A 13,104-nucleotide genomic window follows, 5' to 3' on the forward strand; every position below is an offset into this window, starting at 1 on the left:
TAAAGCTAAAAGTCTTATTTTTGTATTGCCATTTTACTCGCTTTAATTTTATGCTTTTTTAAATTTTAACCATAAAGCAGCCGAAAGATTTATCATAAACTCATTATCAAAATAAATAGTATTCTAATAAGCATAAAAGTCTGGGATCTTTTTAATTGATATTTTTTTAGAAATGTGAATCTTTTAAATGAAAAATTGTCAAAGCTTTTTTTAAGTGATTGAGAAATAGATGGTCTCAAAATAATTATATACAATGAAAATACAAAAAGAAATCGATTTTATTCTGGCTGTTGATGCCCTGAAAAACGTACAAAGAAGAAATTACAATGCAGACGATTCACGAAGAGAAAATACGGCGGAACATTCATGGCAGATTATTATTCTGGCGCAGATTCTTTTTCCGTATGCGAAAAACAGAGCAGATATCGATTTATTAAGAGTAATCAGAATGTTGTCTATCCATGATCTGGTAGAAATTGAAGCAGGAGATACTTTCTTATTTGATGAAGCAGCAATGGCAGGTAAATTTGAAAGAGAAAAAGTTTCAGCTCAGAAAATCTTCGGAATTTTAGATGAGCCGCTGCGTTCTGAATTTTTTAATCTTTGGCTGGAATTTGAGGAAGAGCAGACTCCTGATGCAATTTTCGCCTGCGCGATCGACCGCATTATGCCTTTTATCTTAAATTCCCACACTTCAGGAAAGAGCTGGACAGAAGCCGGCGTTACAGAAAAGCAAATAAGAAATATGTTGGAAAATGCCATTGTAAGAGCTTCCGATGAACTGGGAGAGGCATTTCAGTTGTTGCTGCTGAAAAATCTGGAAACTGAAAAGGTATTGAAATAGAAAGGTTTCGGCGGGCTTTGCCCGCCGAAACCGCTTTAAAGAACATTGAAAATATTGGATTCCGGCGACCGAAGGTCGCCGGAACCTTTTTATAATATTTGAATTGGCTTCTTGAATTCATCAATCGCTACAAAAGTAAAATCTCCTACGATTGCTCTTTCTCTTTCATACGAATACATCTGTTCTGTGAAAATTTCCACATTTACTTTCATACTCGTTTTTCCGACATGAACCACTTTTCCGATTAGCTCTACAATGGTTCCGGCAGGAATAGACCTTTTAAAATCAATTTTATCGCTGCTTACGGTTACCACGCGTTTTCTTGCAAATCTGGTGGCAGCAATAAAAGCCACTTCATCCATCAGTTGCATTGCTGTACCTCCGAAAAGCGTATCGTAATGATTGGTTGTGTTCGGGAAAACCGCTTTGAAAATTCGGGTTTCAGATGCTTCAATTCTTTCTTCTGTAGTCATATATCATTATTAATTAAAGCGAAATGAAAAATAGAAGAACAATAGAAAAAGCAGAGACAGAAATCTCTGAGTATCCATTAGATCAACAAACTTCAAATCGCGAAAGTTTTTTGTTATGAAGAAAAAGGCAGGTCTCCTGACTTGTAACATCTTTATTCCCTTCCCATGAATTACACAGTGGATTTTTTTATAAAGACTTTAGTTACTTACAGTTGCGCGACAGTTCGTGATTTTCACACGATTCCCTTTTAATCTGCAGTTAAGCAAAACCAGTTTCCTGAAAAGTCACAGCCTGGAAAAGAGCCCATACTTATGCTTTTCGGGTACAAAAATAATGATAATTAATGAATTATTCGGGAGTTTTATAAATGATCTGGCTTTCAGCTTTTCCCTGTTTGATCGTCCAGATTGTTGTATAGCGGTTTTCACCGGAGCCATTTATCATATAAAGAAAAATATGATCGTTATCAATTGCAGTTACACCCACGTTATTGAAATCCATCGTTGGCTGAAACATATTTTTAATAGCATCTCTTACAAAAACAGAACCTCTTCCCGGTTGCTGAACGCGTACAGATTTTATTTCGGTTAAACCTTCAGGCAATTCCTTTCCTACGCCCCAGGCTTTTACTTTGTCAACTTTAGTAATGTTTCCATTGGTGTCTTTTTCCTGTTTCTTAATGTGTGCATAAGAAGGGTAAACGTCAATAATAACCTTTGTTCTTTGGTTTCCGGGAATTTTAGGATTGGTGTCGTCTGTAAAGATCAGAGATTTTCCGTTTTTCGATTTTGAAGGGGTAAATTTTGGTAAATTATCAACAAAAACCACGCGGTTTTTATTTACCATTCCTTCTTTGGTGATGCTGTCGTATCGTACGAAAGGTTTTTCTGTATCCTCTTTTTCAGGATATTTTATCCAGATCCATTCTGTTTCTCCCGGAGCAGGTTTTTCATAAATAAAAACATCTCCTGTTTTCATACGTATCTTATCAACGATTTTTCGGTAATCGTCTTTATGAACACGCACCATGGCATAACCTTCCTCAGCTTTTACAACACCAAAAGGAACTTTATTCTGACCTTTCGCCAATGCAAAAGAAAAAACACTGAAAACTGAAAGATAAAATGCTTTACGTAGAGACATCATCATGAAATTTTTTGACGGTTCAAATATATAAATTAAAATTTGTTTAAACTTTTCAAAAATATAAAAGTAAACTGATTAATTTAAACTTAAAAAGCCGTCATGAAACCTTTGTACTGGTTTTCTGTATATATTCACTTGGAGTTACCCCTTCTATTTTTTTAAATACTTTATTAAAAGTTGACTGATTCTTAAATCCTGCTTCAGAGTAGATATGCATCAAAGTCATCGTTTTCAGTTCATCACTATGAAGTTTATTCTTTACGTATATCACACGATGTGTGTTGATGTAATGATTAAAATTATCGAATCCGTTGATTTTTATGGCTTTGGAAATATAATTGTTATTCACTTTAATTGTACTGCTGAGCTCGGAAATCGTTAAATCTGCATTTCTGAAGAGTTTATTGCCAATTACCTCATTGTCTATTTTCTCAAAAATATTTTCAGCAAGTTGCAAATCTTTATCAGCAACAGGAGCAGCAGTCTGAGAAACCTTTTTCTCAATAATTACCTCTTTACTCTTTATATTTTGAATCAGGCTTTTATAATATGTTCCTAAAAATATCTGTATAAGGTTAACAGTAAATATAAAAGCGTCTGTAAGGTTTCCCTTCTTAAGATCATTAAAAGGATACCCGAAATAGTCGTTTCCGGCAAATATGCAGCAAAAACTTATGAGAAAAATAGCATATACCGTGAAGATAACCACTTCTTTTTTCGAAAAAAAGATATTTGCCCAAAAGGGAAGAGCTACAATCCATATTAAACTGCAGACTGAAATATTCCAGAACCTGAATACTATAAACAAGTTGTAAAGCGGCATTACAAGAATGAAAACCTTCACGACTTTAAGAAGGTCGTAATGATTTCCCAATATGTAAAAAGGAAGGAGTAATGAAAAAAAACCTCCGATGAGGTAGTAAACCATTATCGGATCTTTCATGTAAAATGAAAAAATCAGGATGCATGTAATAAAAGTTACAGCCAGTACATAAATATATCGGTTAGCGAGTTCTCTTTTCAGATCCAGCACTTCAATTTCAGTATTTTTTTTCCCCATAATATTCTAATATAATATAATTCAGAAAATCATTTATAAAATATATTGATTATCAGTTTTTTATATTAGTTGCAATGAAAAGTCATTTATCATTTATCTCTTGTTTTCTACTCAAAAATGTGACTCTATATTTGCAATGTGTTTTTCAGTTAGCAAAATTACAATAAAAATTTAATCTTTAAATATTGATAATATAAATATCTGATAACCCCCTTTAAAAACATATATTATGACGAACAAAAAAAAATTATTTCTTCTCATTGCGATTTCTGTTTTGGGATTTAAATCTTTCGCTCAGGTTGGTATTAATACCACAAAACCGCAAGGTGTATTCCATGTAGACGGAAAATCTTCTTCTGCCACAACCAATGATCCGGATAACGCACCAACAGCTTTACAGTCTTCCGACGACTTTGTTGTTAAGAGCAATGGAAGTGTAGGTATTGGTACAGTAACTCCAGATGGTTCCGCTATACTGGATATGAATGTGGATCAGCTTTCTTCAGGAAGCAAAAAAGGTCTTCTTATTCCAAGAATGGCTTTAACATCCAGAACGGATATTACAACAATTCCGAATCCGGCAACAGGATTATTGGTGTATAATTTAGGAACAAATTCAGGATTTAGCTATTCCGGGTATGTTTACTGGAACGGAAGCGAGTGGCGTCTTATGGAAGACACTTCTCCGGTAGGAGCAGTTGCTGTTTTAAACTGTAATGCTGCTGCATTGGATCCATCGCAGTTAATTGATGGAAATACGCCTACTGCAATTACTTCAGGAACCGTGATGAAAATTCCATACTCCGGAGCAAACGGCGGTCAGTATAGTGGAATTACATTATATTCAGTAGGAAATCCGGGAGTTACGGCAACCATTACCGGCGGAAAGCTTGAGGTTGGATCCGGTTCTTTAGCATTTGCAGTACAGGGAACTCCTATTGCTTCGCAAACGTCACCGGTGGGAATTACATTTGATCTGACTCCTTTTATTACCGCAAATTCCGGACTTACAGGCTGTAGCTCTGTTACTGTAGGAACTCAGGTGAATGCTGATATTAAAACAGTAGCGGTTATGGATTATATGAAATTTGTAACAGATCCGGACACGGGAGTAAAAGGATTTGTAGTAGAAGCAAAGACACCGGATGGTCTTTACACAGTAAAAGTTTTTATGAGACACTCTATTCAGAATGCTACCGCTACTGCTACCAATAACACAACTTCTACTGCAAGTGGAGCAGAAAACAACGTACTGTTGCGAAATAACTCCAGTACATCCAAAACCATTATGTGGAATTACTCTACATTTTATGGAGGACAGATTACTGATGCCGGAGGAAGTTTAGTAGTTCCGTCACAAACTCCGGGTGGTGGAGACGGAAATACATGGAGATCATTATCCACTTCTAATGCAGGCGCTTGGGGAAATCCGGGGATTTATAACGCATTTAATAGCGGACCGGAATATCGATACTATTCCTGGATTGATACTTCCACAACCTCCAAAGTAGCTTACACTGCAACTGTAATGGCAGGGATGGATCCTTCGGCTACTGCAACAGAGGTAACCAAACAAAAAGTTTTTATTAAAATCGAACAGATTACAGGACAATAGTAAATATAATACACATTGATGAAAAATGAATTTCAAGGACATCCATATTGGTAAGTTTATTGAAATTAAGGTTACAGAATGTGGGATGGAAATTTCCCACATCTGTAATTATTTTAATTTGAAAGAAGAAGATATATACAAAATGTTCAGCTCGTCGCATATAGACTGTACTGTTCTGCTGAACTGGAGTAAACTTCTTAATTATGACTTCTTTAGACTTTATACTCAGCATTTAATATTTTACGCACCTCCGTCTTCAAATCTGAAACCGCAGTCACAAACTAAACATAAAGTATTGAAATCAAACTTCAGAAAAAATATTTATACTCAGGAAATTATTGATTTTATTCTCGAATTGATGGAAGAAAAAAAACTGTCAAGACATGAAATCTACGAAAAATATAAAATTCCAAGCACAACACTATATAAATGGATATCAAAGAGAAAAAAATAAAGAAAACAACTCCGGACTATAAACAGATATATCAGGATCTTATTACAATGAAATATCCTGAAAAACTTCAGCAGTGCGAACATATACTTAGAAAAAAAGAGCTGGGTTTTCTGGATGTTTTAGAAGTTAATAATATTTTAAAACCCAATAAGGCAGATCAGAATTTAAAATCATATGATAAATCTACTATTTTAAAAATTCTGGATTATCAGAAAAAATATAATTTAAACAATACTGAACTGGCTATTAAGTTTAAAATGAGCAGAAATACGGTGGGAAAATGGAAAAAAATATTCTTCTGAATTAATCTGAATAAGAGATCGGAAGATAACCGTGCCGTTGTAATTCTTTTGAATCTTTAATCTGCCTTAAATAAGAATCAGAAAGAAGATAAATTTCGTCTGAAACTTCCAACACTTCCTTATAGCGATGATCTGAGAGGATAATTCCTTTCTGTTGTGATTGATCTTTAATCATTCTCTGAATTTCAACAATCATTTTTGGAGATAAAGCGTTAAAAGGTTCATCCAGAAGAATAAACTTTGAATCGGAATATAAAATTAAAAGAACCTCAACAATTTTTTTTTCGCCGCCGGAAAGACTTCCTGAAGTTTCATTTAAAAAAGGTTTTAACAAATCTGATCCAATGAGCTGATCTGCATTTTCTTTATTACAGAAAAGTGAGATCAGTTTTTTAATTTTTACACCCCTCGGAAGAAAAGAATGCTGAGGTAAATAAGCAATCCTTCCTTTCCTGTCCATTTGGTTTTGTAAAATTTTATCATCCACTCTTACAAACTGAGAATCGCCTTTCTCTGTTCCGAAAATAATTTTTAAAAGAGTAGATTTTCCCGTACCGTTTCTTCCCAGCAATCCGATAATCTTTCCTGTTTCACAACCCATGTAGATATCTCTCAGAATTTTCTTTTCGTTAAAAGATTTTGTAACACTGTCAATATGCAATTTGCTCATATTAATTTTGTAATCACATTAATAATTACCCCTGCTGAAAAAGTGAAAATCCAAAGAAAAACTCTTGAAAACCCGAAATTGGCAAAGAAAAAATATTCATTCTTCAATCTTAATTCATAAATCAGATAATGAAAAGCCGGAAAAAATACCAAAAAACACAATCCGAAATTGTCAGCCGTAAAACCAAGTAGGGCATTCATCAACAAAGAAAATAGAACAGCAGGAATCAATAATTTTACATAGAAAATCCATAGAATCCTTATATTTTTAACCATATATCTGTTTAAACTAATTTTGAATTCAACCAAAGTTACATCAATTGATTATAAAGCTTCTACTAAAATATCTTAAGCTCTCAAAAGAATAAAAATCTGAAATTTTTTAGAAACTGATAACCAAATATCGTTAAATTTTCTCCAGATCTTTTTTTGACAAAAACAGATAAGAATAGATTCCAAAGAAAACAAAAACAACTGAAAATACAGCGGCAGCAATATAAAAAGCATCTCCGAAACTGTACGCAATATTTATTTTTCCATCCATTCCCATTCCTGTGGTATGTTCCATATCTTCCATTTTAGCTTTAAAACTCAGATAAAATCCTAAAAACCCAAGAAGTCCGGTTACAGAAAACCCAAGATGATAAAGATACTTGTTTCGTATGGTTTTCATCAGTTGCACAGCAATTCCCGCAATCGCCATTAGAAAAGAAAGAATAACAAACGGATTTGGCGAAATATCACCTTTGTCACTTTCTTCTTGAGAATCATCGTATGAAGACGGATGATCTTCCTGATTGCTTACGGAAGATGTATAAGGAGAACTTTTTTTAATGCTTTCTCTCATTCTTTCGTCCATTTTTTGCTTAGAAACTCCCGTTATCAGATCAGTTCCCTTTACAGACATCAAAGTAACGTTACCGCATTTCACAAGGAAAAAGGGAAATAAAAAACAAAGGATAATTACAGTATAGCTCGGTATCGGCAGAAAGTCGGACAGCATTTTTAAGGTCTTCATAAATTATTGTTTGGGGTAAAAATATAAAATTTAAAATAAAAGAGCGTCCTGAACAGACGCTCTCATGAGATATTTTGTAAGTACATTACTCTTTTCTGAGCTTTGCTTTTACATTATTTTCTGTAATCATTCTTCGCAATCCGGTAATCTCATCCTTCGTAAAATACTTTTTCGGAACCATATTCATCGTCTGTGCGCTTTGGTAGATCAGAAACCATTCTTTATTTTCCTTCACTTTATAAACCGTATTCCATGCAAATTCTGCATCAAAAGTTTCTCCTTCTGTACGGATTTTCTCTTCCGTAAAAATATATGTAATATTTTCCTGAATCTTTTTATTGGAGCTGAAAGCAAATTTCAGCCGTAAAAAAGACCGGATCACGATAAACAGAAACATAATTCCAAGCCACATTGAAGCTGAAAGCAAAATTTCCTGTTCAGAATTGCCATCTGCAAACAGTTTTACAATAAAGAAAAGCACAATCAGCAAAGGAAAAGCAATAAGTCTTATTAAAGAACTTTTGAGATGAAACATCAGAAAATCCTTAAAACTGATATGAGTTTTTACCGTTATCATTTAAATTCTTTCCAGTTCGTCTGCGTCAATCGTAGTTTTGAATGTTCCGTAATTCACGATCACTTTATTTCGCGAAATCTTTTCAATCGTTCCCACACTCGTGCTGCCGGAAATACGGACACGTTGCCCGACTTTCATCCAAAGAGCGCGGTCGGTTTTGCGTTTTTCCTCCAGTTTTTCATTGGTTTCCGTAATTTTTTCAATTACTTCTTCCTTTTTAAGCTGTTGGGTAATCTTCCTTTTCACAACCTGAAGACGTTTAGATTCATCTTTATCTGCACCCAGTTTTCTGAATTTTTCCTGCTCAAGAATTTTTACAAAATCTTTTACAACATCTTTTCTGGACTTTCCTTTTACGTAGCTGTCGATAAAAGCCTCAATCTTGTTTCCGAACTGCAGTTTACGGTGCTCTTCTTCATATAATTTCTGGAAATTGAATAGCTTCTGCTGAAGCTGTTCATTCAGTTTCTGAAGGTTATCGCGTTTATCTTCTACAGATTCTTTTCTTTCGGCAAGATCGGTTTTAAGCTTTTCCACTTCATATTTTTCCTGCTGAAGTTTTACAATCGTTTTATCCAGATTTACAATATCATGTTCCACCTTTTTCTTGGCAGAATGAATAATGAATCTCGGTATTTTATTCTTTTCCGCCACCTCAAAAGTAAATGAACTTCCCGCTTGTCCCACTTCCAGTTTATACATCGGTTCCAGCGTTTCTTCATTGAATAACATTGCGGCATTCTGGGCATTCGGAAGCTGCTCTACAACAAGTTTAATGTTGGTGTAGTGCGTTGTAATGATCGCAAAACTTTTTTTGTCATAGAAAAACTCAAGGAAACTTTCTGCTAAAGCACCTCCCAGTTCAGGATCGGAACCTGTACCGAATTCATCAATCAGTAAAAGCGTATTCGCTTCAGCTTCACGGATGATTCCCGACATTTTCTTCAATCTTGATGAATACGTCGAAAGATGGTTTTCAATCGACTGATTATCCCCAATATCGGTCATGATCTTATCAAAGAAAAACATTTCCGATTTTGGATGGGTTGGAACCAGAATTCCGCTCTGGATCATCAATTGAAGCAAACCAACTGTTTTCAGCGTAATGGATTTTCCTCCCGCATTCGGTCCGGAAATACAGATGATTCTGTTGTGTTCCGTTAAACTCAGCGTTTGAGGATAGATCGTTTTATTTTCCGCTTTATTTCTTAAAAACAGCAAAGGATGGAATGCTTCTCTTAATCTTAACGTTTTATGGCGGTTGATTTTTGGTAAAACACCATTGATGAGTTCTGCAAATTTAGCCTTCGCTCTCGTTAAATCAAGATCGAAAATATACTTCTGATATCTCCACAGCTGAGGTTGAAATTCCGCCAGTTCTGCGGTAAGCTGTCTTAAAATCTTATCAATTTCCTTTTTCTCTTCCTCCTCACTTTCACGAAGCTTGAAATAATGCTTTACGACGGAATCCGGCTGAATATAAGTGATGGAACCCGTTTTCGAAAGTCCCAAAACCCTTCCTGGAACTCTTCTTTTGAATCCCGATTTTACCGCTAAAACTCTTTGGTCATCAATAATCGTTTCGCGGATATCATCCAGAAAATCACTCTGTCCGTAAGTCGTTAACGCACGGTTGAAATTTTCCTGAATCGCTTTTTTCGCGTGCTGAATTTCACTTCTTAATCCTTTTAAAACAGGAGAAGCTTCACTTTTTACCTCACCGAAACGGTTGAACACCTTATCAACTTTATCAATAATCTCTTTTCTGAATTCCAGAACAGAAACATCTTCCATGAGAGTAGGGAAGGTTTCCGGCATGGTCGGGAAGAACTTCTGCAGTTTCCCGATTTGCTCCGTGATGGTTTTGATTTTGATGAAAGCGCTGTTTTCCAGTCGGTAATTTTCGATCAGCATTAGCTTCAGCTCACTTTCGATATCTTCATATTCATCAAACGGAATTGCATTTGAACTTTCAAAACTCGAAAGATACTCGGAAGTTTTTTTCAATGAAAGTTCTGCCTCGTCTATTTCCATCGGACGAAGTTGAAGAATTTTTTCTCTTGTTTTCGGAGAATACGCAAAGGGAGAAATTTCCGCGAGCAATTGCGGAAACTCTAATTCGTTTAAATCTTCTTTATTTATATACACACTGCAAAGATAATTAATTTGAAAATGAAATAATTTGAGAATTTGAAAATGATTTATTGATTTGATCTCTTTTGTTAATATAAGCTTCGGCAAGTGCAGTCTATACTTTTAAAGCTTCGTTTGTATTCGGGATGTTACCTTTTGTAAAGTTTTTTTGAAATCATTAATGTGCTGTATAATTAAGTAATGGCTGAATTTAATTTTAAAACCTCACAGGTTTCAAAAACCTGTGAGGTTTGCCACTGTTTAACAATTAGATTTAATTTTTGAACTTTGAGTTGACTTCTTTTAATAAAATTTTTTGTGATTTTTGAGTCAGAAATTAATGAGTTTAATTACTAAATTTCTTTTAAAACCTCACAGGTTTCAAAAACCTGTGAGGTTTACCTCTATTTAACAATTAGATTTAATTTTTGGACTTTGGGTTGACTTTTCGAATAAAATTTTCGTGTTTTTTTGGTCGAAACTAATAAGTTAATTTACTAAATTTATGTAAGTTTGAACTATGAAGCTAAAAACCGAAAGATTAATTCTGAAACCTATCGACGAAAGTTATACGGAAGACATTCTAAAGATCAGAAGCAATGAAACCATCAACCAGTTCGTACACCGAAATCCTCCTAAAAACAATTATGATGCGCTTCAGTTTATTTTAACCATTAAAGAAAATACCCGAAATCAGAAATCTTTTTACTGGGGAATTTCTTTAAAAGACCAACCAAATCTGATTGGAACCATTTGTCTCTGGAATTTTTCAGAAGACCGAAAAGAAGCAGAAGTCGGTTATGAATTATTACCGGAATATCATAGAAAAGGAATCATGTCGGAAGCTTTGGCTGCAGTCGTGGATTTTGCATTTAAAAATTTACATTTGCAGGAAATTGTTGCGATGACGCATAAACTCAATGAAAATTCAAAAGGACTTCTTTTAAAACATGATTTTGTATTGCAGGAAGATAGAAAGGATGAAGATTTTCCGGAGAATCTGGTTTTTAGCTTGAAGAAATAATTTTCTTTGTCATTTCGACGAAGGAGAAATCTTTTTTATTTTAATCGTTAAATTTGCGTTAGATTCTTCATTGCGCTTTGCTTCATTCAGAATGAAAGGTTGGCGTAAAAATTGAATTTTCAAATTAATTCATTCTCAAATTTTCAAATTTAAAAAATGAGCTGGACAGAAATATTAGCCCCGATAAAAAACACAGAATACTTTACCAATTTATGGGAAAAAGTAAAGCAGGAATATGCGACAACCAAAGTTTTTCCACCAAAAAATCAGATTTTCAGAGCGTTGGAAATTACGCCTTTTGAAGATATCGAAGTAGTGATCATAGGGCAGGATCCTTATCATAATGATTATCAGGCGAATGGTTTGTGCTTTTCCGTTTCCGAACAGGTTGCTGCACCGCCTTCTCTGAAAAATATTTTTATTGAATTAAAAGATGATTTGGGGGTTGAAAGAACTTCAAAAGAATTGGACGATTGGGGAAAACAAGGCGTTTTACTGTTGAATGCAACATTAACTGTTCGTGCGCATTCTCCGAATTCACACAAAGATTTGGGATGGGAAAAATTTACAGATTTCATCATCAAAGAAATTTCAGATAAAAAAGAAAACGTTGTTTTTGTTCTTTGGGGCGCTTTTGCACAAAAAAAAGCCGAACTCATCGATCCGGCTAAACATTTTATCTTAAAATCTGCGCATCCTTCTCCGTTTTCTGTTTACAGGGGATTTTTTGGAAGCAAACCTTTTTCAAAAATTAATGAATATCTGGTTTCAAAAGGGAAGAAGCCTATTTCATGGTAGGATTTTCTCCTCCTTTTTTAATGGTGATTCCTATTTTGTACTTTCCGTTCAAAGCCTTCGCTCCGTCTGCAGAAGCAGGATAAGGCTGAACATCCGTTAAAGAAATAGTATATCCGTTAAATGCAGCCGACTGATGATAGTTTCTGCCTTCATTATCCATAGTAGCTAAATTCAGAACCATTGGTCGGGTTGCGGTTCCCATCACTTCAACCTGTGCCACGGCAACACCTGCCCAAATACAGTTTACATCTTTTGGGCAACGGCTGTCTTCAGAAATTCCTTTGAAAGTTACATTCATCTGATATTCTTCAAGGAATTTGTTTTCACCCTCGTTGAAATAGATCATTCCGCCATCTTTGCTGGTTACTTTGGTAACGCCTGTTTTATCCGTGTTCACTTTTAATTTATTTTCTTTTTGAGCATTACAGTTCATTAAAAACAATGAGCCTAAACTCAGGATAAGCATTTTATGTAGCATAATTTTTTTATATAATATTAAGCATATCTAATAATACTACCAAAAACATTGCCACGCCTACCACAAGACTGAAACCTGTTCCGTAAATAAATCCTATAAAAGCCCCTTTTGTCGATTTCAGGGCTTTATTCACATCCTTGCTGTCGTGAAGAAGTTCTCCGATAAACACTCCCGCAAACATTCCCACCAGAAAACCCAAAGGAATAGGTAAAAATATTCCGACAATGGTTCCGATAATCGAACCGATGCTTCCCCAACGCGTTCCCCCGTATTTCTGATTGGTTTTTGCCGGAATTACATAATTCAAAACTACAGAAGCTACCGTCAGAATTCCGAATGCCCAAACATAAATCATAGGAAGATCTGCATCTGTTCCGAATTTATAAATTAAAAGTCCGCAGATGCTCAGCAATAAGCCCGGCAAAACAGGAAGAAACGTCCCTAAAATTCCCAGAAACAAAAGAATAAGACAAAGAATATTAATCAGTGTAGAGTCCATAATTTAAATTTAT

General features: G+C 34.9%; 15 protein-coding genes and 1 riboswitch. Of the genes, 6 read left to right on the forward strand and 9 right to left on the reverse strand.

Features of this window, described 5'->3' with window-relative positions; all coding sequences use genetic code 11:
- Nucleotides 1-253: 253 nt before the first annotated feature.
- Nucleotides 254-844 carry an HD domain-containing protein gene (locus tag B0E34_RS11165; protein WP_087709479.1) on the forward strand — a complete coding sequence of 197 codons (591 nt, stop codon included), beginning with the start codon at nt 254-256 and terminating at the stop codon, nt 842-844.
- A gap of 89 nt (nt 845-933) precedes the next feature.
- Here the strand turns inward: B0E34_RS11165 and B0E34_RS11170 are convergent, their stop codons facing one another.
- The 3 genes from B0E34_RS11170 to B0E34_RS11180 form a co-directional block, all read right to left on the reverse strand.
- Nucleotides 934-1,317, reverse strand: coding sequence for an acyl-CoA thioesterase (locus tag B0E34_RS11170; RefSeq protein WP_076392338.1), 384 nt, complete (start codon nt 1,315-1,317; stop codon nt 934-936).
- Nucleotides 1,318-1,426: 109 nt separating this feature from the next.
- Nucleotides 1,427-1,606: riboswitch (cobalamin riboswitch) on the reverse strand.
- Nucleotides 1,607-1,666: 60 nt separating this feature from the next.
- Nucleotides 1,667-2,461 (reverse strand): hypothetical protein, encoded by a 795-nt coding sequence (locus B0E34_RS11175; RefSeq protein ID WP_228423062.1) that lies wholly within the window; start codon nt 2,459-2,461, stop codon nt 1,667-1,669.
- 100 nt (nt 2,462-2,561) lie between these two features.
- Nucleotides 2,562-3,524, reverse strand: a complete 963-nt coding sequence (locus tag B0E34_RS11180; RefSeq protein WP_087709483.1) for a helix-turn-helix domain-containing protein — start codon at nt 3,522-3,524, stop codon at nt 2,562-2,564.
- A gap of 229 nt (nt 3,525-3,753) precedes the next feature.
- On the opposite strand from B0E34_RS11180, the gene B0E34_RS11185 reads away from it, so the two are divergent.
- From B0E34_RS11185 to B0E34_RS11195, 3 genes are read left to right on the forward strand one after another with little or no spacing between them, the layout of a single operon-like run.
- Nucleotides 3,754-5,139, forward strand: coding sequence for a phage tail-like protein (locus B0E34_RS11185; RefSeq protein WP_087709485.1), 1,386 nt, complete (start codon nt 3,754-3,756; stop codon nt 5,137-5,139).
- Nucleotides 5,140-5,164: 25 nt separating this feature from the next.
- Nucleotides 5,165-5,593: a transposase gene (locus tag B0E34_RS11190; protein WP_087709487.1), complete on the forward strand. Its 429-nt coding sequence runs from the start codon at nt 5,165-5,167 to the stop codon at nt 5,591-5,593.
- On the forward strand, nt 5,569-5,895 hold the full coding sequence (locus B0E34_RS11195) for a transposase (RefSeq protein ID WP_087709489.1): 327 nt from the start codon (nt 5,569-5,571) through the stop codon (nt 5,893-5,895). Before B0E34_RS11190 ends, B0E34_RS11195 begins: the two co-directional genes overlap by 25 nt.
- A gap of 1 nt (nt 5,896) precedes the next feature.
- On the opposite strand, the gene B0E34_RS11200 is transcribed toward B0E34_RS11195, so the two are convergent.
- From B0E34_RS11200 to B0E34_RS11220, 4 genes are all read right to left on the reverse strand, one after another.
- Nucleotides 5,897-6,565, reverse strand: a complete 669-nt coding sequence (locus B0E34_RS11200; RefSeq protein WP_087709491.1) for an ATP-binding cassette domain-containing protein — start codon at nt 6,563-6,565, stop codon at nt 5,897-5,899.
- A 405-nt stretch (nt 6,566-6,970) separates the two neighbouring features.
- Nucleotides 6,971-7,582 (reverse strand): hypothetical protein, encoded by a 612-nt coding sequence (locus B0E34_RS11210; RefSeq protein ID WP_087709495.1) that lies wholly within the window; start codon nt 7,580-7,582, stop codon nt 6,971-6,973.
- A gap of 85 nt (nt 7,583-7,667) precedes the next feature.
- Nucleotides 7,668-8,159 (reverse strand): YcxB family protein, encoded by a 492-nt coding sequence (locus tag B0E34_RS11215; protein WP_087709497.1) that lies wholly within the window; start codon nt 8,157-8,159, stop codon nt 7,668-7,670.
- Nucleotides 8,160-10,307, reverse strand: coding sequence for an endonuclease MutS2 (locus B0E34_RS11220; RefSeq protein ID WP_087709499.1), 2,148 nt, complete (start codon nt 10,305-10,307; stop codon nt 8,160-8,162). It abuts the gene before it with no gap.
- A 505-nt stretch (nt 10,308-10,812) separates the two neighbouring features.
- On the opposite strand from B0E34_RS11220, the gene B0E34_RS11225 reads away from it, so the two are divergent.
- The gene (locus tag B0E34_RS11225; RefSeq protein ID WP_087709501.1) at nt 10,813-11,316 is read left to right on the forward strand and encodes a GNAT family N-acetyltransferase; all 504 of its coding nucleotides are present in this window, start codon (nt 10,813-10,815) and stop codon (nt 11,314-11,316) included.
- A gap of 156 nt (nt 11,317-11,472) precedes the next feature.
- The gene (locus tag B0E34_RS11230) at nt 11,473-12,114 is read left to right on the forward strand and encodes a uracil-DNA glycosylase (protein WP_087709503.1); all 642 of its coding nucleotides are present in this window, start codon (nt 11,473-11,475) and stop codon (nt 12,112-12,114) included.
- Here B0E34_RS11230 and B0E34_RS11235 read toward each other — a convergent pair.
- Both B0E34_RS11235 and B0E34_RS11240 read right to left on the reverse strand, forming a co-directional pair.
- Entirely contained in the window at nt 12,101-12,592 is a 492-nt protein-coding gene (locus tag B0E34_RS11235) for a hypothetical protein (protein ID WP_087709505.1), read from the reverse strand. The genes B0E34_RS11230 and B0E34_RS11235 overlap by 14 nt on opposite strands.
- A 7-nt stretch (nt 12,593-12,599) precedes the next feature.
- Complete coding sequence (locus B0E34_RS11240) at nt 12,600-13,091, reverse strand: DUF456 domain-containing protein (protein WP_076392366.1); 492 nt, start codon at nt 13,089-13,091, stop codon at nt 12,600-12,602.
- Between the last annotated feature and the right edge of the window lie 13 nt (nt 13,092-13,104).

It is taken from the genome of Chryseobacterium mucoviscidosis (assembly GCF_002177115.1).
In the GTDB taxonomy this organism is placed as follows: Bacteria; Bacteroidota; Bacteroidia; order Flavobacteriales; family Weeksellaceae; genus Chryseobacterium; species Chryseobacterium mucoviscidosis.